Here is a 22486-nt window from a genome sequence, read left to right as displayed (position 1 = left end):
CGGGCGGCGGCGGCAGGATGGGCGCGCGGGTCCCGCGACGCAGGTTGACGTGACAGAGGAGATGACGGGCATGGCCAGCAAGGACAGCTTCGGGGCGAAGAGCTCCCTCGACGTGGACGGGAAGTCCTACGAGATCTTCCGCCTCGACGCCGTGGAGGGTGACGGCCTCGACGTCGACACGCTCCCCTTCAGCCTCAAGGTGCTGCTGGAGAACCTCCTGCGCACCGAGGACGGCGAGAACATCACCGCCGACGACATCAAGGCGGTCGCCGGCTGGGACGCCGACGCCGACCCGAGCCAGGAGATCCAGTTCACCCCGGCCCGCGTGATCATGCAGGACTTCACCGGCGTGCCGTGCGTGGTCGACCTCGCCACGATGCGCGAGGCGATGACCGAGCTCGGCGGCGACGCGTCGCGGATCAACCCGCTGGCGCCGGCCGAGATGGTCATCGACCACTCCGTGATCGCCGACGTCTTCGGCACCCCGGAGGCCTTCGAGCGCAACGTCGAGATCGAGTACGAGCGCAACCGCGAGCGCTACCAGTTCCTGCGGTGGGGCCAGGGCGCCTTCGACGACTTCAAGGTCGTCCCCCCGGGCACCGGCATCGTGCACCAGGTCAACATCGAGCACCTCGCCCGCGTCGTGTTCGCGCGTGAGGACGCCGACGGCACCACGCTGGCCTACCCCGACACCTGCGTCGGCACCGACTCCCACACCACGATGGTCAACGGCATCGGCGTGGTCGGCTGGGGCGTCGGCGGCATCGAGGCCGAGGCGGCCATGCTCGGCCAGCCCGTCTCCATGCTCATCCCGCGCGTGGTCGGCTTCAAGCTCAACGGCGACCTGCCCGAGGGCACCACGGCCACCGACCTGGTGCTGACCATCACCGAGATGCTGCGCGAGCACGGCGTCGTCGGGAAGTTCGTGGAGTTCTACGGCCCCGGCGTCTCGGCGCTGCCGCTGGCCAACCGCGCCACGATCGGCAACATGAGCCCGGAGTTCGGCTCGACGATCGCGGTCTTCCCGCTCGACGAGGAGACCACGAAGTACCTCGAGCTCACCGGGCGCACGCCCGAGGAGGTCGCGCTGGTCGAGGCCTACGCCAAGGAGCAGGGCCTCTGGCACGACCCGTCGGCCGAGCCACGCTTCTCCGAGCGCCTCGAGCTGGACGTCTCCACCGTCGTGCCGTCCCTGGCCGGCCCGAAGCGGCCCCAGGACCGCGTCGCGCTCTCCGACGCCAAGATGTCCTTCCGCGGCGCGCTCACCGACTACGTCGAGCACGACGAGGAGACCTCCGACAGCGGGGTCGACGAGTCGCTCGAGGAGACCTTCCCGGCCAGCGACGCCCCGTCGAGCAGCTCGGGCAACGGCAGCGGCAAGCCGCGCCACTCCGCCGCCCCCAAGGACGGCGGACGCCCCAGCAAGTCCGTGCCCGTGCGTCTCGAGGACGGCACCGAGTTCGACCTCGACCACGGCGCCGTGACGATCGCGGCGATCACGTCGTGCACCAACACCTCGAACCCGTCGGTGATGATCGGTGCCGCCCTGCTGGCCAAGAACGCCGTCGAGAAGGGTCTCGACCGCAAGCCGTGGGTCAAGACGTCGCTGGCGCCCGGCTCCAAGGTGGTCAGCGACTACTACGAGAAGGCCGGCCTGACGCCGTACCTCGACAAGCTCGGCTTCAACCTCGTCGGGTACGGCTGCACCACCTGCATCGGCAACTCCGGCCCGCTCATCCCCGAGGTCAGCCAGGCCGTCCAGGACGCCGACCTCGCCGTCGTCTCGGTGCTCTCGGGCAACCGCAACTTCGAGGGCCGGATCAACCCGGACGTGAAGATGAACTACCTGGCCTCGCCGCCGCTGGTGGTCGCCTACGCGCTGGCCGGGTCGATGGACGTCGACCTGTTCGCCGAGCCCCTCGGCCAGGACCACGACGGCAACGACGTGTTCATGAAGGACATCTGGCCCTCGGCGACCGAGGTCGAGGAGGTCATCGCCTCCGCGATCACCTCGGACATGTTCACCTCCGACTACGCCGACGTCTTCGCCGGCGACGAGCGCTGGCAGTCGCTCCCGACGCCGGAGGGCGACACCTTCGCGTGGGACGAGGACTCGACCTACGTGCGGCGTCCTCCGTACTTCGACGGGATGCCGGCCGAGCCGGAGCCGGTCACCGACATCGAGGGCGCCCGGGTGCTGCTCAAGCTCGGCGACTCGGTCACGACCGACCACATCTCGCCCGCGGGCGCGATCAAGAAGGACAGCCCGGCCGGCACGTACCTCGCCGACCACGGCGTGGGCCAGCGTGACTTCAACTCCTACGGCTCGCGCCGCGGGAACCACGAGGTCATGATCCGCGGCACCTTCGCCAACATCCGCCTGCGCAACCAGCTCGCGCCCGGCACCGAGGGCGGGTTCACCCGCGACTTCGCCAAGGGCGGCGACGTGACCTCGGTCTACGAGGCCTCCGAGAGCTACGCCGAGGCCGGCACCCCGCTGGTCGTGCTGTCCGGCAAGGAGTACGGCTCCGGGTCCTCGCGCGACTGGGCCGCCAAGGGCACCGCTCTGCTCGGGGTCAAGGCCGTGGTGGCCGAGTCGTACGAGCGCATCCACCGCTCGAACCTGATCGGCATGGGCGTGCTGCCGCTGCAGTACCCCGAGGGCCAGTCGGCCGACTCGCTCGGCCTGACCGGTGAGGAGACCTTCTCGGTCACCGGTGTCACGGAGCTGAACGAGGGCCGGACGCCCAAGACGGTCAAGGTCACCGCGGCGAAGGACGGCGGCGAGACCGTGGAGTTCGATGCGGTCGTGCGCATCGACACCCCCGGCGAGGCGAACTACTACCGCAACGGCGGGATCATGCAGTTTGTGCTCCGCAACCTCCGCAACAGCTGAGCACCACCACGCCCACGGCCGGGACGGTCACGCTCCTCGGGGAGCCGCTGACCGTCCTGGCCGTCGTGCTGTGCGCGGTCCTCGTCGGGGCCGTCGTGCAGAACCTCGTCGGGCTGGGGCTCGGGCTGGTCGCCGCCCCGGTGATCACCCTGGTCGCGCCCGAGCTGATGCCCGACGTGCTGCTCTGGCTGGCCACCGCGCTGCCGCTGGTGACGTTGTGGCGCGACCACGACGACATCGACTGGCGCGGCCTCGGCTGGACCTTCCCGACCCGCCTGGTCGGCACGGTCGCGGCTGTCGCGGCCGTGGCCGCCATCTCGCCCGCCGCGCTGGGGGTGCTGATCGGGCTGGTCGTCCTCGCCGCGGTCGTGCTGACCTGGCGGGCGGTGACGGTCCCCCTCAACCGGGGGACGCTGCTCGGCGCCGGGCTGCTCGGCGGGTTCGCCGGCACGGCCAGCTCGGTCGGCGGACCGCCCCTGGCGATCCTCTACCAGCACAGCCCGCCCCAGCGGATGCGCACGACGCTGGCCGTCTACTTCACCACCGGCTCGGCGATCAGCCTGCTCGGGCTGGGCCTCGGCGGCCAGCTGTCGCTGTCGCACTTCTGGGTCTCGCTGGCCGTCCTGCCGATGCTCTTCGTCGGCACCCTCGCCGGCAGCCGGCTGCGCCGACGGATCCCGCTCGCCCGGGTCCGACCCGCCGTCCTCGCCGTCTGCGCGGCCTCCGCGCTGGTGCTGCTGGTGCGCAGCGTCGTGCTGCTGACCACCTGAGTCGAGAAGATCGGCGCGCGGACCCCTCCTCCAGTCCCGGTGGGTGCGTATAGAGGGGTGAGAGCGCCCGATCGAGCCCCAGGAGGACCCGTGCCCACGTTGCAGGACCAGCTCGAGAAGCTCGTGTCGGGCGCGCCCGTGACCACCCCTCCGACGGGGTTGTGGGAACGCGGACGGCGGTACGGCCGCCGGCGGCGGGCGGGGTCCGTGCTGATCGGCGTGGTCGCCACCGCCGTCGTGCTGGCGGTGCTGGGCAGCGGATGGCTGCGGGTCCCCGACCCGGCCGACCTGCCGACAGCCGACGCGCAGACCGCGCTGCGGCTGCCGGACGCGTTCCACCGGCCCAGCCGGTGGCTGCCGACGGCCGACGACCCGCCCGGCCCGCTCGTCGCCGTCGTCCCGACCCAGGACGGGGCGTTCTGGGGCGGGGACCGAGCGGGCGTCGTGGGCGTGTCCGGCGCCACGGGGAGTACGCGTTCCTCGACCTCCCCGACCTCCCGGCGGTCACCTCCTCCTCTCTCGACGACTCCACCGTGCCGGCGCTGTCCGACGACGGGCGCCGGGTCGCCTACTGGTACGTCGGGGAGACCCGGGAGGAGCCGGTGCGACGCGGGCCGGTGCTGGCGGGTGTCGCGGTGTACGACACCGTCACCGGCGAGGTGGTCCGACGTCCGGTGCCGACCGACCACGGTGTGAACGGCGCGGACCTGGTGTGGTCGGGTGACCGGCTGTGGCTGTCCTGGTACGCCGTCAGGACGCCGCGCGGCAACTCCGCCACGAGCGGCGGATCCGTCGCCTGGACCCCGTCGACCGGGGAGGAGCGCGCGTTCCCTCGGCTCAACGGCATCGGAGGGGCCACCGGGGCGGACGGCGGCCTGGTCCTGGGTGATGGGCGCTTCGACGTCCTGGGTCCGACCGGTGGTGCTGTTCCGGACGGGGCGTGGCGGCTGTCCCGGTTGACCTCCGGCCCGGTGCACGTCTCTCCGGACGGCACCCGGATCGCGGTGCTGGAGGACCCGGACGGTCGCGCCAACCTGTCCACCGGGGAACCCGCCACGGTGCTGGTCGGGGCGCTGGGTCCACCCGGCAGCACGGTGCGTCTGCGGGAGGTCGGCGACGGGAGCTGGGCCGGTGTGGCCGGGTGGCGCGACGACAACCACGTCGTGGTCTCGCGGACGATGGGGCCGCGGGCAGGTGAGGGCGACCAGCAGACCACGGCGTTCGCGTCGCTGGACGTGAGCACCGGCTTCCCCGCCGGGCTGACCGAGCAGCACGATCCGTCGTACTACTCCCTGGTCCTTGCCCGGGACGCGCTCGCCGCTCCGACCTACCGGGCGCCGGACGCCGCATCTCACCCGGACCCGCGCCTGCTCGCTGGTGCCGTCGCGGCCGCCACGCTCGGTGGCCTGGTTGGTCTGGTGCTGTGGAGGCGACGTGTCCGACCGTGAGCTGAGCACCGACGGCAGGGCGTCGTTCGAGGCGTTCGTCGCGGCCCGGATGCCCGCGCTGGTCCGCACGGCCACCCTGATCACCGGCGACCACCACGACGCCGAGGAGGTCGTGCAGGTGGCGCTGGTGAAGGCCGTGCCGCACTGGTCACGGCTGGTCGGTGACCCCGAGCCGTACGTGCGTCGCATCGTGGCCCGTGAGTGCGTCTCGAGGTGGCGACGACGCCGGTGGCGGGAGGAGTCCCGCTCCGAGCTTCCGGAGCGCGCCGCCGCGGGCCCGGAGCGGGACGCAGCGCTCGACCTGCGGCTCGCGCTCGGGCGGCTCGCGCCACGTCAGCGGGCGGTGCTGGTCCTGCGCTACTTCGACGACCTGACCGAGCGCGAGACGGCGGCCGCGCTCGGGATCGCCGTCGGCACCGTGAAGTCCCAGGCCCGGGACGCCCTGGCCCGGCTGCGACGCGACCTGCCCGGGTTGGAGGTGCCGGCGGAGCATCGGGACGATCACCGAGGCCCGCCCCGCCCGGCTACCGTGACCACATGATCGCCGCCTTCAGCATCAGCCCGGCCACCGCCGACGAGAGCGGGGGCGTGGCCGAGGCCGTGGCCGCCGCCGTCCGGGTCGTCCGCGACTCCGGCCTGCCGCACGAGACCAACGCGATGTTCACCAACATCGAGGGGAGTGGGACGAGGTGATGGCCGTGGTCAAGGCGGCCGTGGACGCCGTCGCGGCGGTCTCCCCGCGGGTCTCGCTCGTCCTCAAGGCCGACGTGCGGCCGGGCTGGGACGGCCAGCTCACCGCCAAGGTCGAACGGCTCGAGCGGGCGATGGAGCGGTGAGCCCCCGGGGCGGCGGGGCCGGGGTGCCGCTGGCACCATCGGGGACGTGAAGTCGGAGACCAGGACCTACCGCACCGGCGACCGCGAGGTCGTCCTCGACCTGACCCGCGACTGCGCGGACTTCCTCGGCGACGCAGCCGACGGGGGAGACGGGCTGCTGCACCTCTTCGTCCCGCACGCGACGGCCGGGCTCGCCGTGCTCGAGACCGGCGCCGGCAGTGACGACGACCTCCTCGCCGCGCTGGCGGACCTGCTGCCCGCCGACGACCGCTGGCGCCACCGTCACGGCAGCCCGGGGCACGGCCGCTCCCACGTGATGCCGGCGCTGGTCCCGCCGTACGCCTCCCTGCCCGTGCTGGGCGGCCGGATGGCGCTCGGCACCTGGCAGAGCGTGTGCCTGGTCGACCTCAACGTCGACAACCCCGAGCGCGAGGTCCGGTTCAGCTTCCTGGCCGGCTGAGAGCCGGGGTTTCCGAGCTGGCGCTCGAACACCTGTTCGACGTAGGCTCGGACCCGTGAGCTCCTCCGTCGCACCGCCCGGCTGGCCCGTCGAGGTGCGCCCGCCGGACGCTCCCGGCTGGGTGGGCTCCGCGACGGCGTGGCTGCTCGACCAGTGCCCGCCGGAGTACCGCGGCCACCGCGCCGTGCGCGACCAGCCGGTCGTGCTGGCCCGGTTCACCGTCCACCACGTCGAGGCCAGCCGGGACGCCGTCCACCGGGCGCTCAGCGAGGCGCGCGCCGACCTGCCGAAGGTCGTCGACGCCTCGGCGGTCGAGGGTGCGGTCCAGACCTGGCTGCACGAGGAGGCGCGGCTGCAGGGGCTGCGCCGCGCGGTGGGCCTGGTCGAGGAGGCGCTGCGCGGGCGCCGCTTCGCCGCCCGCCTCTGATCCCGCCACACGTGTCACGAGAAGCAGGTCCTGGGGGCTGGATCGCCTGCGTCTCATGACACGAGTGCGCGGGGACCGGGCTCGCCGGGCCTAGGCTCGTCGCACTCGACCAGGAGGAGATCCCGTGCGCCGCTTCGCCAGTGCCCTGCTCGTCGACGCGCGCGGCTGGCTGCTGCTCCAGGAGCGTGACGAGCACCCGGTGATCGACCCGGAGCGGTGGAGCCTGCCGGGCGGCCACGTCGAGGAGGGGGAGGACGTGCTGGAGGCGGCGTACCGCGAGCTGGAGGAGGAGACGGGCCTGAGGCCGGCGCCGGGGGCGCTGCGGGCGTGGCGGGAGCTGGCCGTCTCTCACGAGGGGTACGCCAGCACCGACCCGGTCCACGTCCACCTCGCCGCGACGACCGCCACCGACGCGGACGTCGACTGCCGGGAGGGCCGACGGATCGTCTTCGTCGACCCGGGCACGCTGGGCGACCTGCCGCTGTCGGCGCTGGCGCGGCAGGCGCTGCCGCTGCTGCTGGCCGACCCGGCGTACGCCGCCCTGGTCGCCGAGGCGCGCGGGCTCGGCTGAACCAGCGGGATCCTCAGGCCACCAGCCGGTCGGCCGACCCGAGCCGCCACAACGCGACCCCGTGCAGCCCCAGCGCCGTGGCCAGCTCCCGGCGGAGCTCGTACGACCGCGCGTCGGACCACCACAGGACGTCGCCGCCCGGCAGCGTGGCCGTCCACTCGCCGGCCTCCCCGTCGTACCGCGCCTCGACGCCGGCCCGCTCGACGGCGGCTCGTGCCTGGCTCACGGTGAGGCTGCGACCGGTGAGCCGGCCGGTCCACCGGTAGCCGTACCCGGCGACGCCGAGGTCGAGCTTCCCGGCCGGCACGGAGCCCAGGACGACCTCGGCGGCCCGCCGCTGCCAGTCCAGCGGCCCGATCGGGCCGGGCCGCGACCAGGTCGGGCCGTGCAGGTCGTAGGCCATCAGCTGGAAGACGTCGACGGCCTCGCCGATCGCGGACAGGCGGTAGCCCGCGTCGCGGTAGGACTGCTCGCTGGTGCGTGCGGAGACGTCGATCGAGACCTCCCGGTCCGCGGGCAGCCGGTCGTCCAGCGCGCGCAGCAGCGCGACCAGGCCGTGGGCGTCCCGGGCCCGCAGCGCCTCCAGGTCGACGTTCACCCCGTCCCACCCCTGGCCCACCACCTGGTCGACCACGGAGTCAACGACGCGGTCACGGTTCTCCGCGCTGCGCAGCAGGCGGTCGGCGGCGCGGGTGTCGAAGCCGCCGACGCGCTCGGAGTAGTTGCTCAGGATCAGCTCCGCGCGCAGTCCGGACCCGCGTGCGGTGCGCAGCAGCCGGCGGGCGGCCCGCGTGGAGGTGCCGACCGAGGCCCCGTCGCGGGCGATCTCGACCCCGGCCACCGTCGCCGTGGTCAGGGCGTCCGCGTCGCGCCGGACGACCGCGGGGCGGGCCCACTGGATGACGTAGCCGGTCACCGCGAGCGGCGACGCCCCAGCCTCCTCGGCCGGCGCCGGTGCCGCCGAGGCCGCTGCTGGGCCGGCGAGGCCGAGCAGCAGTGCCAGGGTGCCGCCGACGATGCGGTGCGCGCGGTTCGTACGGGCCGGGCGGGTCGAGGTGCTCACGCGGCATGCTCCCACCCGCCGCGGACCGGGGGAGGCGGCGTCGCCCGTCGCGGGTGCGGGGAGGGTCAGAACTCCCCTGCCCGTCGCATCCGGAACGGTCGGCCGTCCGGGTCGTGGAGCAGGCGGTAGACCGGCGTCGCCCAGAGCCTGGTCGACCGCGGCACCGGTGGCGGCGCGTGCCGGCGCAGGCGGCCGGGTGGGCGGGGGCCGACCCGGCCGCCCCGGTGCCATTCGTCGAGCCGGTCCGCCGAGGCGGCCATGGCGTCGACGAACGACTGCGGCTCGAGGAGAGGAGCGACCTGGTCGGGCCGGTCGGGATCCAGCCCGAGGTGCTCGGCGGCGAGCAGCAGCCGGAGGTCGCGGGCGAAGCGACGTGCGCCGGTGCCGTCCCCGCGCGGATCGGCGGGCGCGCGGCCGTCGTGCTCGGCGTCGACCACGGCAGCGCTCAGCTCGCTGTCGTGGGTCCAGGAACGACGGTTCATGTTGTCGCTGCCCACGCTGACCCAGGCGTCGTCGACGACGCAGGCCTTGGCGTGGACGTAGATCGGCGTGCCCTGCTCGTTCTCGAGGTCGTAGACGTGGACGCGGTCGGCCGCGACGGCCCGGCAGACCTGCAGCGCCTGCAGCTGGCCGACGCGGTTCGGGAGCACCGCCAGGGCGCCCTCGTGGTCCGGCACCTTCGGCACGACCGCGACCAGGTGCAGCTGCGGGCTGGCCGTCAGCGCCCGGGCGAGCAGCTCGGCGATGTCGGCGGACCAGAGGTACTGGTCCTCGACGTAGACCAGGCGCGTCGCCCGGAGCAGCGCCTTGGAGTAGCCGCGGGCGATGGACCGCTCGCCCCGGGGTGCGAAGTCGTAGACGCTCCGGGCCGCCGGGTAGGTCCGGAGCACCTGGACGGTGTGCGTCCCGGCGGGCGCGGGGTCCGGCAGCTCCGCAGGCAGCGGGGCCGTACGCAGGCGGGCGCCGCGGAGCTCGTCGCGGACCCGGGCGAGCGGGTTGCCGGTGACGGGGCTGGCGGGGTCCTCCCAGCGCTCCCGGAACACGGTCTCGAAGGCGCCCACCGCTGGTCCGCGGACCTCGAGCTGCACGTCGTGCCACGGGGGCGTCGGTCCGTACTCGTCGGCCATCGCCAGGGGCTGGGGGTCGCCGAGGTGCCGCGCGTCGTCGCGCCGGCTGTGGCACAGGTCGATGCCGCCCACGAACGCCACGTCGCGCTCCGGCGAGGTCGGCGAGCGCAGCACCACGAGCTTCTGGTGGTGGCTGCCGAACCGGTGCACCCGCTGGTCCAGGACCACCCGGCCGCCGGCGTCCTCGAGGGCGACGTCCAGGGCCTCGTTGCTCTCCTGGTTCATCTTGATCTTCTCGCCGTGCGAGCGCCAGACCAGGCCGCGCACCTCGACGCCCCGCCGGGCCGCGTCCCCGATCATCTCCACGACGGTCGGCCCGGCGTCGGTGAGGCGCTCGTCGGGGTCGCCGCGCCAGTCGGTGAAGAACAGGCGGTCGCCGTCGGTCAGCTGCTCGACGCACGCGAGCAGGCGGGCGAAGTAGGTCGCCCCGTGGACCAGGGGCGTGCAGGCGTTCCCCGGGACGCGGTCGACCAACCGGGTGTGCCGGTTGCCCCGCTCCGCACCGGTCAGCAGCCAGCTCTCGAGGGGGTCGTCCACGTGGTCCAGGCAACACGAGGCCGCCGCGGGGGCCGTACCCGGGGCCCGGGAACCGGTCGGGGGTGTCTCCGGGCCGTAAACTCGCCGGCATGTCCCTCCTCCAGTCGATCCAGAGCCCGCGCGACCTGCGGGAGCTCTCCGACGACCAGTTGACCGGGCTGGCCAGCGAGATCCGGGACCTGCTGATCGGCACCTGCGCGCGCGGCGGGGGGCACCTCGGCCCCAACCTCGGCGTGGTCGAGCTGACGATCGCGGTGCACCGGGTCTTCGACTCCCCGCGCGACCGCGTCGTCTTCGACACCGGCCACCAGGCGTACGTGCACAAGATGCTCACCGGTCGGGCGGGCGACTTCGCCGGGCTGCGCCAGGAGGGCGGCCTGTCGGGCTACCCCAGCCAGTCGGAGTCCCCGCACGACATCGTCGAGAACTCCCACGCCTCCACCGCGCTGTCGTACGCCGACGGCCTGGCCAAGGCGTACGCGATCCGTGGCGAGGACCGTCACGTCGTGGCCGTGATCGGGGACGGCGCGCTGACCGGCGGGATGGCCTGGGAGGCGTTGAACAACATCGCGGTCGCCGGCGACAGCCGCCTGGTGATGGTGGTCAACGACAACGGCCGCTCCTACACCCCGACCGTCGGTGGCCTGGCCACCGCGCTCACCTCGCTGCGCACCGACCCGCGCTACGAGCAGCTGCTCGACCAGGTCAAGAAGCGCCTGACCGCCGTGCCCGGCGTCGGCGCCGCGGCCTACGACGCGCTGCACGCGATGAAGAAGGGCCTCAAGGACGCGATCGCGCCGCAGGGGCTCTTCGAGGACCTCGGCCTGAAGTACGTCGGCCCGGTCGACGGCCACGACCGCGCCGCGATGGAGCAGGCGCTGGCGAAGGCCAAGCGCTTCAACGGCCCGGTGATCGTGCACGCCCTGACCCGCAAGGGCTTCGGCTACGACGCCGCCGAGCGGCACGAGGCCGACCAGTTCCACTCCCCGGGACCCTTCGACGTCGACACCGGCCAGGAGTCGCCCAAGGGCCGGATCTGGACCGACCACTTCGCCGACGCCATGGTCGAGGTCGGCCGCCGCCGCCCCGACGTGGTCGCGATGACGGCCGCGATGGTGCACCCGGTCGGCCTGGACAAGTTCCAAGCCCGGTTTCCCGAGCGGACCTTCGACGTCGGCATCGCCGAGCAGCACGCCGCCACGTCGGCCGCGGGGCTGGCGATGGGCGGGATGCACCCGGTCTTCGCGGTCTACGCCACCTTCTTGAACCGGGCCTTCGACCAGATCCTGATGGACGTCGCGCTGCACCGCTGCGGCGTCACCTTCGTGCTCGACCGCTCCGGCGTCACCGGCGACGACGGTGCCAGCCACAACGGGATGTGGGACATGTCGGTCCTGCAGGTGGTCCCGGGCCTGCGGCTGGCCGCTCCCCGGGACGCCACCCGGCTCCGCGAGCTGCTCGACGAGGCCGTCGAGGTCGACGACGCCCCCACCGTGGTGCGCTACCCCAAGGGTCCGCCGCCGGAGGACCTCGAGGCCGTCGGCAAGGCCGGCGGCGCCGACGTCCTCGTCCGCGAGGGGGCGCGGGACGTGCTCCTCGTCGGGGTGGGCTCGATGGCGACCACCGCGGTCGGTGTCGCGCAGCGCCTGGTCGACCAGGGCATCGGCGCGACCGTCGTGGACCCGCGCTGGGTCAAGCCGGTCGACCCCGCGATCGTCGAGCTGGCCCGCGAGCACCGCCTGGTGGTCAGCATCGAGGACAACGGGGTCGTCGGCGGCTGCGGCGCGGTGCTGCTGCAGACGCTGAACGCCGCCGGGGTCACCACCCCGGTCCGGCTGCACGGCATCGAGCAGGAGTTCCTGGGCCACGCCAAGCGCGGCGTGATCCTGGAGCGGCTCGGGCTGACGCCGCAGGCGCTGGCCCTCGGGATCGTGGAGAGCATCTCGGCGCTGGACGGCGAGACCGCCGAGCGGGACCGGGTCGAGCCCACCGCCTGACCCCGGACGCCTGACCCGGGACGCCTGACCCGGGACGTCCCGCCCCCCGGGCGCCTCGTCCCGGACGCCGCCCCGGTGTCCTACCGTCTCCCGGTGAGCAGAGACACCGGGTTGTTCCGGACCAAGAGCGTCGAGCAGTCCATCGCCGACACCGACGACCCCGAGACCAGGCTGCGCAAGGACCTCGGGGCGCTCGACCTCACGGTCTTCGGGGTCGGCGTCGTCATCGGCGCGGGCATCTTCGTGCTGACCGGCACGGTCGCCGCCACCAACTCCGGCCCGGCGCTGGCGCTGTCCTTCGCGATCGCCGCCGTCGCCTGCGGGCTCGCCGCGCTCTGCTACGCCGAGTTCGCCTCGACGGTCCCGGTCGCCGGGTCGGCCTACACCTTCAGCTACGCCACCCTCGGCGAGCTGGTCGCCTGGATCATCGGCTGGGACCTCGTCCTGGAGTTCACGATCGGCGCCGCCGCGCTGTCCACGAGCTTCTCGGGCTACCTCCAGCAGCTGCTGGCCGGCACCCCGTTCGAGGTGCCGACGGCGCTCGCCAGCGCCGAGGACGGCCTGCTCAACCTGCCGGCCGTCGTGATCGCCCTGGTGGTGGCAGGCCTGCTGGTGCGCGGCACCAAGTTCTCCAGCCGGTTCAACCAGGTGGTGGTGGCCATCAAGCTGGCCGCCGTCGCCGCGGTGATCGTCATCGGCATCTCGCTGGTCGACCCGTCCAACTGGGTCCCGTTCATCCCCGAGTCCCAGCCGGTCGCCGAGTCCGGCGGCGGGTTCCGCGACCTGCCGCTGATCACCTCCCTGCTCGGCGTCGAGCCGGCCGTGTTCGGCCTCGGCGGCGTGATCGCGGGCGCCGCGATCGTCTTCTTCGCCTTCATCGGCTTCGACGTCGTGGCCACCACCGCCGAAGAGGCCAAGAACCCCCAGCGCGACGTGCCGATCGGCATCCTCGGCTCGCTGGCCATCGTCACGGTCCTCTACATCGCCGTCAGCCTGGTGGTCACCGGGGTGCAGGACTACCGCGACATCGACCCCGACGACGCTGCGCCGCTGGCGACCGCGTTCTCGGCGGCCGGGGTCAGCTGGGTCGGCGACGTCATCTCCGTCGCGGCCTGCATCGGCCTGGTCGTGGTGGCGATGATCCTCATGCTGGGCCAGAGCCGGGTCGCCTTCGCGATGGCCCGCGACGGCCTGCTGCCGCGCAGCATCGCCAAGGTCCACCCGAGGTACGGCACCCCCTCGCGGATCACCCTGACCACCGGGGTCGTGGTCGCCGTCATCGCCGGCTTCGTCCCGCTCAGCACCCTGGCCGACCTGGTCAACATCGGCACGCTCTTCGCGTTCGTGCTGGTCAGCATCGGCGTCGTCGTGCTGCGCCGGACCCGTCCCGACCTCCCGCGCTCGTTCCGGACGCCTCTCGCGCCCGTCGTGGCGACGCTGTCGGTGCTGATGTGCCTGTACCTGATGCTCAACCTCACCGGGGAGACCTGGGAGCGCTTCGGCCTCTGGATGGCCCTCGGCGTGGTCGTCTACTTCGTCTACGGGCGCAGGCACAGCCGGCTCGGACGGCGCACGGCGGAGGCGGACGCGGGCTGACCCGCCCCGGCAACTATCGTGGGGAGGTGACATCCCCACGCCTGGTCCACATCGTCGACGACGTCCCCGCGCTCGAGGGCGTCACGGACCTGACGATGGTGCTGGTGCTCGACGGCTTCCTGGACGCCGGCAACGCCGCCGCCCTCGCCGCGCGGCACCTCGTCGCGGTCGACGAGGCCGGCGTGACGTCGATGCCGGTCGCCGAGACCAGCGCCGACACCTCCGGCACGAGCGACACCGGCCCGCTCGACGGCCCCGGCGCCGCGGGCGCCGACCCGGCGGTCGGCCCGGTCGTGGCCACCTTCGACGTCGACGAGCTGCACGACTACCGCGCCCGCCGGCCCCCGATGTCGTTCGTCCAGGACCACTACGCCGGCTACGAGGCGCCGCGGCTGCTCGTCCGGCTGCTGCACGACAGCGGCGGCACCCCGTACCTGCTCCTGCACGGCGCCGAGCCCGACACCCGCTGGGAGGCGTTCGCGCGGGCGGTGCGCGAGGTCGTCGAGCGGTTCGGCGTCACGCGCGTCGTCGGGATGGGCTCGGTGCCGATGGCGGTGCCGCACACCCGCCCGATCACCGTCACCCACCACGCCAACCGCCCCGAGCTGGTGACCGGCACCAGCCCGTGGCGCGGCGAGCTGCGGATCCCCGGCAGCGCCCAGGCGCTGCTCGAGGTGCGCCTGGGGGAGTGGGGCCACGACGCCCTCGGCTTCGTCGCGCACGTCCCGCACTACCTGGCCCAGCTCGACTACCCGCAGGCCGCGGTGACGTTGCTGGAGCAGGTCGAGAAGCTCGGGCGGCTGACCATCACCCTCGACGCGCTCCGCTCGCAGGCCGAGCAGCGCGAGACCGAGATCGACCACTACCTGGCCCAGAACGAGGAGGTCGGCGAGGTGGTCGCCGCCCTCGAGCGGCAGTACGACGCCTTCGAGCGGGCCGAGGAGAGCGGCTCGAACCTGCTGGCCTCCGACCGTCCGCTGCCCACCGGCGAGGAGATCGGCCAGGAGTTCGAACGGTTCCTGGCCGGCCTGGAGAACCCGGAGGGCGAGCAGTGAGCGAGACCACCGACGGAGTCGAGCGCACCGCCGAGCTGGTCCGCCTGCTCGACATCGAGACCCTCGACGTCGACCTGCACCGCGGCAGCCAACCGGTCACCCGCCGCAAGCGCGTCTACGGCGGGCAGGTCGCGGCCCAGGCGCTGATCGCGGCCATGCGCTCGGTCGACGAGGGCTACCAGGTGCACTCGCTGCACTCCTACTTCCTGCTCGCCGGCGACTACGGCGTGCCGATCATCTACGCCGTCGAGCGGATCCGCGACGGGCGGTCCTTCCTCACCCGACGGGTGGAGGCCCGCCAGCACGGCCGGGTCATCTACTACCAGACCGTCAGCTTCCACCGGCACGAGGAGGGCTTCGACCACCAGGACCAGATGCCGACCACGCCCGGACCCGAGGCCGGCGTCGACATGATGGACCTGATGCGCCGGGCCGGGAACACCGAGGTCGACTCGCTCGACAACGAGTGGGGCGCGATGGAGATGCGTTTCCTGGGCAGCTCCGAGCACGGTCTCGAGCGCGACCCGGCCCACCCGGCGCAGTCCCGGATGTGGATGCGGGTGCGCGGTGAGCTGCCGGCCGACCCGACGGTGCACCTGGCGATGTTCACCTTCGCCAGCGACGTCAGCCTGCTCGGCGCCTCCCTGGCCGCGCACCCCGTGCTGCCGACCCAGGTGATGATGGCCTCGCTGGACCACACGATCTGGTTCCACCGGCCCTTCAAGGTCGACGAGTGGTGGCTCTACGACCAGTGGTCGCCCTCGGCGCAGGGCGGTCGCGGCCTCTCGATCGGCCGCGTCTTCACCCCGGACGGCGTCCTGGTGGCCACGGTCGCCCAGGAGGGCATCATCCGTCCGCGTCGGGACCGCTGAGCCCGACCCGGCGGTAGCCGTCGCGCAGGGGGTCGTCGGGGGCGACGGCGTACGTCCGGCCCCACGTGGTCAGCGCGTCCACGACGGGCGCCAGCCTCAGCCCGGCCTCGGTCAGCAGGTACTCCTCGCGCGGCGGCGACTCCTGGTAGCGGCGCCGCAGGACCAGCCCGGCCTGTTCCAGCGACCGGAGCCGGGCGGTGACGCGGTCGCGCGGGGCGCCGGTGCCACGCAGGACGTCGGTGAAGCGGCGCGAGCCCAGCAGCAGCTCGCGGACCACCAGCAGCGACCAGCGCTCGCCGACCAGCTCGAGCGCCGCGGCCGCGGGGCAGGGGCGGCCGGGGAGGTCGGCCAGCGGGACCTGGCGAGGGGTGCTCGGGGCGCTCACGCCTGCTAGCGTCACCCGAGTGAGTTCGGAAGTCAAACCAACTCGGGCCGTCGGCCGCGACCGCACCCTGACCTGGGTCGCCGTCGGCACCGCACTGGTCCTGGTCACCTACGTGACCCCGATCGCGACCCTGGCGCGCAGCGCACCGGACCTCGGGGCCGGGCCGGCGGCGCGGGCCTGGATCCTGAGCTCGATGAGCGTCGGCCTCGCCGCGGCGCTGCTCGCCGCCGGGGTGGCCGGCGACACCCGCGGCCGCCGCCGGGTCTACCTCGGCGGCCTCGTGCTGATGGGCGGCGGGGCCGCGGTCTGCGCCCTGGCCTGGGAACCCTGGCTGCTCGTCGGTGCTCGCGTGGTGCAGGGCGTCGGTGGCGCCGCCGTCCTGGCCTGCGGCCTGGCGCTGCTGGCCGGCTCCACCGAGCCCGGCCCGGCCCGGACCCGGGCCACCGCGGTGTGGGGCGCCTCGGTCGGCGTCGGCATCACCGCCGGTTCGCTGCTGGCGCTCGCGCTCGACCTGGACGCCGCGTGGGCCAGCGGGTGGCGGGAGACGTACGCCGTGACCGCCGTGCTGGTGCTGGCCACGGTCGTGCCCACGCGACGCGGGGTGCCGGCACCCCCGGGCGTGCCCGGGCGGGTGGACCTCCCCGGCCTCGCGCTGCTCAGCCTGGCCGCGACCGCGCTGGTCGCGGCGCTGACCCAGGGCCGCGGTGGGGTCGACCTGCTCACCGTGCTGCTCGGCGTCGTCGCGGTGGCCGCGCTGCTGGGGTTCCTGGCCGTCGAGCGGCGGGTGCCGGCGCCGCTGCTCGACCCGGCGCTGCTGCGCGACCCGCGGTTCCGGGCCGCGACCACGGGGTCGCTGGTGCTGGGCCTCGGCATCATCGGGACCACGTCCTACCTCCCGACCCTGGTCGACGCCGGCCTCGACCGCGGGCTCGCGGTGGCCACGGTGCCCGTCCTGGGCTGGTCCCTCACCAGCGTCGCCGCCTCGGTGCTGCTGCCGCGGCTGAGGGTGGCGCCGAGCGGCCCCCGGGCGATCGCGGTGCTGCTGGTCGGCGTTGCCGTCGGGCAGCTGCTCTGCCTGGGCGTCAGCGCCGACTCGGCGCTGTGGCAGCTGACGGGTGCGATGGTGGTGGCCGGCGTCGCCACCGGGGCGCTCAACGCCACCCTCGGCCGCGAGGCGGTCGCCAGCGTCCCGCCGGCCCGGGCCGCGATGGGCTCGGGCGCCAACAACACCGCGCGCTACCTCGGCGCGGCGTGCGGGATCACGCTCTTCGCCACCGTCGCGCAGCTGCCCGAGGACGTCAGGGTCGGCTTCGACGCCGCCATCGTGGCCTCGGCCGGGCTGACGCTGCTGGGCGCGGCGACGATCGCGTCGTTCGGTCGCCGCCACACCCCGGCCCGACCCGTACCCTCAACCTCGGGCTGAGGGTGAGGGTGAGGGTCGGTGTCACAGCGCGGTGGTGCGGCCGGCCAGGTGGGGTGCACCGCTGCTCGGGCTGGTGAGTGAGAAGGCGTACCCGCCCTCCAGCCTGGCCGAGCCGAACGCGATCCTGCCGGGCAGCAGGACCGGCTTCTTGAAGGCCACCTCGACCCGGACGGCGTCGGGCAGGCGGTTCTCCAGCGCCGCGACGCAGCGGGCCTTGGTCCACATCCCGTGCGCGATCTGGCGGGGGAACCCGAGCGCCCTGGCCGTCAGCGGGTAGAGGTGGATCGGGTTGTGGTCACCCGACACGGCGGCGTAGGTCCGGCCGAGGTCGGCCGGCAGGCGCCAGACCGTCCCGGTCGGGGGCGCGTCGGGGAACGTCGTCCCGGCCGGCGCGGTGTCGTCGCCGCGGCCACGGCGCAGGTAGGTCGACGTGCTCTCCCAGGCCAGGCCGTCGGCGTCGCGGACCTCGGTGGTGAAGGCGTAGGTCGTGCCCTTGGGGTGCGCCCCGGGAGGGCCGACCCGGGTGCCGACCTCGAGCCGGTCGCCGACCGAGAGCTGCCGGTGCCGGGTGACGGCGTTCTCGACGTGCACCATCCCGACCGCGGGGGCCGGGAAGGCGGGGTCGGTCATGATCGCCATGTGCAGTCCGAAGGCCAGCAGGTGCGGGTAGGTCAGCGGGACGGTGTCCTTGACCGGGAAGCCGCACACCCGGGCGTACGTGTCGACGTCCTCGCGCCGCACGGTGACCGGCGGCCGGTCGTAGGACAGGCCCTCGAACCCGGCCGCGGAGGCCTTGCGGACGCCGGGCAGGCCGCCCACGACGGGCAGCGAGGGGAGCGCGGCGCGCAGCAGGGTGGTGAGGCCGGCCGAGCCGTCCACGGTGGTCGTGGCCACCTCAGGCCCCCAGCATCATCTGGCCGCAGACGCGGACGACGTTGCCGTTGACCGCGGTCGAGCCGGGACTGGCGTACCAGGAGATCGTCTCGGCCACGTCGACCGGCAGCCCGCCCTGCGACATCGCGTTCAGGCGCTGGCCGACCTCGCGGGTCGCGAACGGCACCGCGGCGGTCATCTGGGTGATGATGAAGCCCGGGGCGACGGCGTTGATCGTGATCCCGCGCTCGAGGTCGTCGGCCAGGGAGTCGACCAGCCCGATCACGCCGGCCTTGGAGGCGGCGTAGTTGGTCTGGCCCACGTTGCCGGCGATGCCCGCGATCGAGGCCACGCCCACGACGGAGCCGTTGTCGTGGAGGACCCCCTGGTCGAGCAGCTCGCGGGTGATCCGCTCCGGCGCGGTGAGGTTGACCGCGATCACCGAGTCCCAGCGCGACTCGTCCATGTTGGCCAGCTTCTTGTCGCGGGTGATGCCGGCGTTGTGCACGACCACGTCGACCCCGCCGTGCTTGTCCGCCAGGTGCTGGGCGATGCGCTGCGGCGCGTCCTTGGCGGTGATGTCGAGGGTCAGCCAGTCGCCGTCGAGCTCGTCCATCAGCCGGACGAGCCCGTCGGCGGCCTGGGGCACGTCCACGCCGACGACCGTGGCGCCGTCGCGGTGCAGCACCCGGGCGATCTGCTCGCCGATCCCGCGGCTGGCACCGGTGACCAGGGCGACCCGACCGACGAGCGGGCGGGTCCAGTCCGCGACCGGGGCGGCGTCGGTGGCGCCGTGGGCGCCGATCCGGACGACCTGGCCCGAGACGTAGGCGGACTTGGGGGAGAGCAGGAAGCCGAGCGTGCTCAGGGTCGCGGCCTCGGCGCCCTCGGCGACGTAGACCAGCTGGACCGTGCCGCCCCGGCCGACCTCCTTGCCGAGGGAGCGGGTGAACCCCTCGAGGGCCCGCTGCGCGACGCGCTCGGCACCGGAGACCTGCTCGGGCGGGGTGCCGACGACGACGATGCGGGGGCAGGACTCCAGGCTGCGCATCACCGGGGTGACGAAGTCGCGCAGCGCGTGCAGCTGCTCGCTGCCGGTCAGGCCGGTGGCGTCGAAGACCAGGCCCTTGAACCGGGCACCCTCGGCCGCGGCCGTCGCCGTGGTGACGTCGAGCTCGGCCAGCAGCCCCGGCAGCGACTCGGCCAGCCGGCCCCGCCCGCCGACCAGCACCGTGCCGTGGACCAGCGGGTCGCCCTCGGTGTAGCGGTCGAGCCGCATCGGGGCGGGCAGGCCGAGGTTCTTGACCAGCAGCCTCCCGATCGGCGTGCTGGTGAAGCCCTGGTAGCGGTCGCTCATGCGTGCGGTCCTCCGGTCGGTGCGTGCAAGGTCGGATCGATCATGTAACTCTATGTGTAACTCGGAGTCCACATTGCGTGACCTCCCCCTCACCGCCTTCCCCTCGTGGGCAGGCTCCGACAAGGATGAGCCCATGATCTCCAGCACCCGTCGCGTCGCCGTCATCGGTGGCAACCGCCTCCCCTTCGCCCGCTCCAACACCGTCTACGCCACCGCCTCGAACCAGGACATGCTGACCGCGGCCATCGACGGCGCGGTCACCCGGTTCGGGCTCGAGGGCGAGCGTCTGGGTGAGGTCGTGGCCGGTGCGGTGCTCAAGCACGCGCGTGACTTCAACCTCACCCGTGAGGCCGTCCTGGGCTCGAAGCTGTCGGCCGAGACGCCCGCCACCGACATCCAGCAGGCCTGCGGCACCGGCCTGCAGGCCGCGATCCAGGTCGCCAACAAGATCGCCCTCGGCCAGATCGAGGTCGGCCTGGCCGGCGGTTCCGACACCACCTCCGACGCGCCGATCGCCGTGGGCGAGGGCCTGCGCAAGGTCCTGCTCGAGGCCAACCGGGCCAAGAGCCTGCAGGGCCGGGTGGCCGCGCTGGCGAAGATCCGCCCCGGCGACCTCGTTCCGAGCATCCCGCAGAACGGGGAGCCGCGGACCGGGATGTCGATGGGGGAGCACCAGGCGCTGACCGCCCTGGAGTGGCAGATCACCCGCGAGGCCCAGGACGAGCTGACGGTCGCCTCCCACCAGCACCTCGCCGCGGCGTACGAGTCCGGCTTCCTCGACGACCAGGTCACGCCGTTCCGTGGCCTGGAGCGCGACCAGAACCTGCGTCCCGACTCCTCGGTGGAGAAGCTCTCGACCCTCAAGCCGGTCTTCGGCAAGGGCGCGGCGGCCACGATGACGGCGGCCAACTCGACCCCGTTGACCGACGGTGCCTCCGTGGTGCTGCTGGCCTCGGAGGAGTGGGCCGAGCAGCGCGGTCTGCCCGTGCTGGCCTACCTGACGGCCTACGAGACCGCGGCCGTGGACTACGTGCACGGCGGGGAGGGCCTGCTGATGGCCCCGGCCTACGCGATGGCGCGCATGCTCGAGCGCGAGGGGCACGCGCTGCAGGACTTCGACTTCTACGAGATCCACGAGGCGTTCGCCTCCCAGGTGCTCTCGACCCTCAAGGCGTGGGAGGACCCGGTGTTCTGCAAGGAGCGCCTGGGCCTGGACGCCCCGCTGGGCGCGATCGACCGCGCGAAGCTGAACGTCAACGGCTCGTCGCTGGCGGCCGGCCACCCGTTCGCCGCGACCGGCGGCCGGATCGTCAACGTGCTGGCCAAGCTGCTCTCGCAGCAGGGCTCGGGCAAGGGCCTGATCTCGGTCTGCGCCGCGGGCGGCCAGGGCGTGACCGCGATCCTCGAGCGCCCCTGACGCGCGCGACGCGTGAGCTGCCGGCGTCGCCCGACCTCGTGCCCGGCTGGGCTCAGGGGGCGGGCGGTGCCGGCGCGGCGTCCGGGCGCGTGACCAGGGCCAGTGCGGAGCCGACGAGGTAGTCGCGCACCTGCTCGGCCGAGACCTGGCCGACGGTCGGGATGCCGGGTGCGGCCTCCTTGACCAGGATGCCGACGCGCGCCAGCTGCAGCGCCCCGAGCCCGCTGGCGTAGAGCATGTTCGCCAGGAGCGTCGGGTCCTCCACGCGGAAGACGCCGTCGCGGTCGCCGTCCTCGAGGACCGTCGACAGCGTGGCCAGGCAGGACGAGATCGAGCGACCGAGCCGGAACAACGCCCCCTCGCTGATCTCGTCGAGCAGGTCGGCTCCCTGACGGCGCATCAACGCCTGCGCGCAGTCGACGAAGGCCGGGTGGGCCACGCCGTACCCGACGAAGGCGGAGACGAGCGCGCGCAACCGCTCCGGGGCGGGTGCGTCCGTGGCCGACGCCGCCGCCAGCGCCTCGCGCATCTCGTCGAGGTAGCTGACCAGGGTCAGCGCGAAGAGCTCCTCCTTGCCGGTGAAGTGCCGGTAGACGATCGCCCGGTTGATCCCGACGGCCCGCGCGACGTCCTCGATCTGCGCGTCGCCGGTCCCGCGCTCGTCGAAGAGTCGACGGGTCGCGGCGATGATCTCGGTCTCGCGTGCGCGGCGACGGGCGACCGCCGCCCGGCGACGGCCGTCGGTGGGCCCGCTCGTGCTCATGGGCGGAGTGTACGGCTCGTGCAACTGGGTGTTGCAACACCGGCGTGGCGTCAGCCGGTGCGGCCGACCACCCCCAGCGGCGTGGGCAGCGCGGTCGGCGGGTCGAGCCCGTCGCGGGACAGCGCCACCAGCGCCGACCAGAGCAGCGCGCCGAGGTGCTCCTGCGCCGGGCCGCCCGTGGCACCGGCGCGGTGGTGCAGCGCGGCGCGGACCAGGTCGCCCTCCACGGTCGGCCCCCGGCCCCGCACCCGTACCTCGGCACCAGCCGGGACCACCTGCAGCGACCCCGGCCGGACGGGACGGCCCTCGCCGGCGTCGGTGACCGGCACGACGGCCAGGGGGGTGGGCGAGGCGGCCGCCAGGACGTCCTCCAGCTCGCCCGCCGCGACGAGGAGGTCCCGCAGCAGCGCGCGTAGGCACCGCACCGTCGCCGGGTCGGTCGGCCGAGGCCGCACCCGGGCGGTGGCCTGGAGGAGGTCGACGGCGTCGGCCAGCAGGTGGACGGGGGTCGGGTGCTCGATCGCTGCGAGGGCCATGGCTCCACCGTCGCCCGGTCGGGGCGGGCGGGGGAGGGTGTGGGTGCGGGGGTGTGGACGGCCGCTCGTGGGCCCGT

20 protein-coding genes and 1 pseudogene are annotated in these 22486 nt (G+C 73.9%); 14 read left to right on the top strand and 7 right to left on the bottom strand.

Going from position 1 to position 22486, the window contains the following annotated elements; all coding sequences use genetic code 11:
* Positions 1-70: 70 nt before the first annotated feature.
* The 8 genes and pseudogenes from ENKNEFLB_RS12830 to ENKNEFLB_RS12795 all read left to right on the top strand — a co-directional run bounded on the left by ENKNEFLB_RS12830 (position 71) and on the right by ENKNEFLB_RS12795 (position 7408).
* A complete protein-coding gene (locus tag ENKNEFLB_RS12830; RefSeq protein WP_214055779.1) occupies positions 71-2896 on the top strand; it encodes an aconitate hydratase in 2826 nt (941 codons plus the stop codon).
* A gap of 65 nt (positions 2897-2961) precedes the next feature.
* A complete protein-coding gene (locus tag ENKNEFLB_RS12825; protein WP_246535525.1) occupies positions 2962-3666 on the top strand; it encodes a sulfite exporter TauE/SafE family protein in 705 nt (234 codons plus the stop codon).
* 533 nt (positions 3667-4199) lie between these two features.
* Positions 4200-5114 carry a hypothetical protein gene (locus ENKNEFLB_RS12820; RefSeq protein WP_214055778.1) on the top strand — a complete coding sequence of 305 codons (915 nt, stop codon included), beginning with the start codon at positions 4200-4202 and terminating at the stop codon, positions 5112-5114.
* A complete protein-coding gene (locus ENKNEFLB_RS12815) occupies positions 5101-5655 on the top strand; it encodes a SigE family RNA polymerase sigma factor (protein WP_246535524.1) in 555 nt (184 codons plus the stop codon). Before ENKNEFLB_RS12820 ends, ENKNEFLB_RS12815 begins: the two co-directional genes overlap by 14 nt.
* Positions 5652-5950 (top strand): annotated as a pseudogene (locus tag ENKNEFLB_RS12810) (thiamine-binding protein). Before ENKNEFLB_RS12815 ends, ENKNEFLB_RS12810 begins: the two are co-directional and overlap by 4 nt.
* A gap of 46 nt (positions 5951-5996) precedes the next feature.
* Complete coding sequence (locus ENKNEFLB_RS12805; RefSeq protein ID WP_214055777.1) at positions 5997-6410, top strand: YjbQ family protein; 414 nt, start codon at positions 5997-5999, stop codon at positions 6408-6410.
* Positions 6411-6465: 55 nt separating this feature from the next.
* The gene (locus ENKNEFLB_RS12800) at positions 6466-6837 is read left to right on the top strand and encodes a ubiquitin family protein (RefSeq protein ID WP_214055776.1); all 372 of its coding nucleotides are present in this window, start codon (positions 6466-6468) and stop codon (positions 6835-6837) included.
* Between the two features lie 124 nt (positions 6838-6961).
* The gene (locus ENKNEFLB_RS12795) at positions 6962-7408 is read left to right on the top strand and encodes an NUDIX domain-containing protein (RefSeq protein WP_214055775.1); all 447 of its coding nucleotides are present in this window, start codon (positions 6962-6964) and stop codon (positions 7406-7408) included.
* Positions 7409-7421: 13 nt separating this feature from the next.
* On the opposite strand, the gene ENKNEFLB_RS12790 is transcribed toward ENKNEFLB_RS12795, so the two are convergent.
* Together ENKNEFLB_RS12790 and ENKNEFLB_RS12785 are read right to left on the bottom strand one after the other, a co-directional pair.
* The gene (locus ENKNEFLB_RS12790) at positions 7422-8471 is read right to left on the bottom strand and encodes a glycosyl hydrolase family 18 protein (RefSeq protein ID WP_214055774.1); all 1050 of its coding nucleotides are present in this window, start codon (positions 8469-8471) and stop codon (positions 7422-7424) included.
* Positions 8472-8536: 65 nt separating this feature from the next.
* Positions 8537-10135: a phospholipase D family protein gene (locus tag ENKNEFLB_RS12785; RefSeq protein ID WP_214055773.1), complete on the bottom strand. Its 1599-nt coding sequence runs from the start codon at positions 10133-10135 to the stop codon at positions 8537-8539.
* A gap of 89 nt (positions 10136-10224) precedes the next feature.
* Here ENKNEFLB_RS12785 and dxs point away from each other — a divergent pair, with 89 nt between their 5' ends.
* The 4 genes from dxs (at position 10225) to ENKNEFLB_RS12765 (ending at position 15655) form a co-directional block, all read left to right on the top strand.
* Positions 10225-12132, top strand: coding sequence for a 1-deoxy-D-xylulose-5-phosphate synthase (gene dxs, locus ENKNEFLB_RS12780; protein WP_214055772.1), 1908 nt, complete (start codon positions 10225-10227; stop codon positions 12130-12132).
* A gap of 93 nt (positions 12133-12225) precedes the next feature.
* Positions 12226-13728, top strand: coding sequence for an amino acid permease (locus ENKNEFLB_RS12775; RefSeq protein ID WP_246535523.1), 1503 nt, complete (start codon positions 12226-12228; stop codon positions 13726-13728).
* Positions 13729-13754: 26 nt separating this feature from the next.
* Positions 13755-14783, top strand: a complete 1029-nt coding sequence (locus tag ENKNEFLB_RS12770; protein WP_246535522.1) for a proteasome assembly chaperone family protein — start codon at positions 13755-13757, stop codon at positions 14781-14783.
* Positions 14780-15655, top strand: a complete 876-nt coding sequence (locus ENKNEFLB_RS12765) for an acyl-CoA thioesterase (protein ID WP_214055771.1) — start codon at positions 14780-14782, stop codon at positions 15653-15655. Before ENKNEFLB_RS12770 ends, ENKNEFLB_RS12765 begins: the two co-directional genes overlap by 4 nt.
* Here ENKNEFLB_RS12765 and ENKNEFLB_RS12760 read toward each other — a convergent pair.
* Positions 15630-16040: a winged helix-turn-helix transcriptional regulator gene (locus ENKNEFLB_RS12760; RefSeq protein WP_246535521.1), complete on the bottom strand. Its 411-nt coding sequence runs from the start codon at positions 16038-16040 to the stop codon at positions 15630-15632. The two genes, ENKNEFLB_RS12765 and ENKNEFLB_RS12760, sit on opposite strands and share 26 nt — an antisense overlap.
* A 19-nt stretch (positions 16041-16059) precedes the next feature.
* On the opposite strand from ENKNEFLB_RS12760, the gene ENKNEFLB_RS12755 reads away from it, so the two are divergent.
* Positions 16060-17463, top strand: coding sequence for an MFS transporter (locus ENKNEFLB_RS12755; RefSeq protein WP_214055770.1), 1404 nt, complete (start codon positions 16060-16062; stop codon positions 17461-17463).
* A 21-nt stretch (positions 17464-17484) separates the two neighbouring features.
* Here the strand turns inward: ENKNEFLB_RS12755 and ENKNEFLB_RS12750 are convergent, their stop codons facing one another.
* Entirely contained in the window at positions 17485-18357 is an 873-nt protein-coding gene (locus tag ENKNEFLB_RS12750) for a MaoC family dehydratase (protein ID WP_246535520.1), read from the bottom strand.
* A 1-nt stretch (position 18358) separates the two neighbouring features.
* Positions 18359-19693, bottom strand: a complete 1335-nt coding sequence (locus tag ENKNEFLB_RS12745) for a 3-oxoacyl-ACP reductase (protein ID WP_214055769.1) — start codon at positions 19691-19693, stop codon at positions 18359-18361.
* A gap of 133 nt (positions 19694-19826) precedes the next feature.
* Here ENKNEFLB_RS12745 and ENKNEFLB_RS12740 point away from each other — a divergent pair, with 133 nt between their 5' ends.
* Positions 19827-21110, top strand: coding sequence for an acetyl-CoA C-acetyltransferase (locus tag ENKNEFLB_RS12740; RefSeq protein ID WP_214055768.1), 1284 nt, complete (start codon positions 19827-19829; stop codon positions 21108-21110).
* Positions 21111-21162: 52 nt separating this feature from the next.
* Here ENKNEFLB_RS12740 and ENKNEFLB_RS12735 read toward each other — a convergent pair whose 3' ends face one another.
* Positions 21163-21873, bottom strand: coding sequence for a TetR/AcrR family transcriptional regulator (locus ENKNEFLB_RS12735; RefSeq protein ID WP_214055767.1), 711 nt, complete (start codon positions 21871-21873; stop codon positions 21163-21165).
* 50 nt (positions 21874-21923) lie between these two features.
* Complete coding sequence (locus ENKNEFLB_RS12730) at positions 21924-22409, bottom strand: hypothetical protein (protein ID WP_214055766.1); 486 nt, start codon at positions 22407-22409, stop codon at positions 21924-21926.
* Positions 22410-22486: the final 77 nt, after the last annotated feature.

It is taken from the genome of Nocardioides aquaticus (assembly GCF_018459925.1).
Lineage (GTDB): Bacteria > Actinomycetota > Actinomycetes > Propionibacteriales > Nocardioidaceae > Nocardioides > Nocardioides aquaticus.
The sequence above is the reverse complement of the archived record's forward strand: the minus strand, read 5'-3'. Positions and strand labels throughout refer to the sequence as shown.

Coding starts and splice junctions, on each gene's coding strand:
- ENKNEFLB_RS12830 (WP_214055779.1), top strand. CDS start 71: ATGGCCAGCAAGGACAGCTTCGGGGCGAAGAGCTCCCTCGACGTGGAC.
- dxs (WP_214055772.1), top strand. CDS start 10,225: ATGTCCCTCCTCCAGTCGATCCAGAGCCCGCGCGACCTGCGGGAGCTC.
- ENKNEFLB_RS12745 (WP_214055769.1), bottom strand. CDS start 19,693: ATGAGCGACCGCTACCAGGGCTTCACCAGCACGCCGATCGGGAGGCTG.
- ENKNEFLB_RS12740 (WP_214055768.1), top strand. CDS start 19,827: ATGATCTCCAGCACCCGTCGCGTCGCCGTCATCGGTGGCAACCGCCTC.
- ENKNEFLB_RS12735 (WP_214055767.1), bottom strand. CDS start 21,873: ATGAGCACGAGCGGGCCCACCGACGGCCGTCGCCGGGCGGCGGTCGCC.
- ENKNEFLB_RS12730 (WP_214055766.1), bottom strand. CDS start 22,409: ATGGCCCTCGCAGCGATCGAGCACCCGACCCCCGTCCACCTGCTGGCC.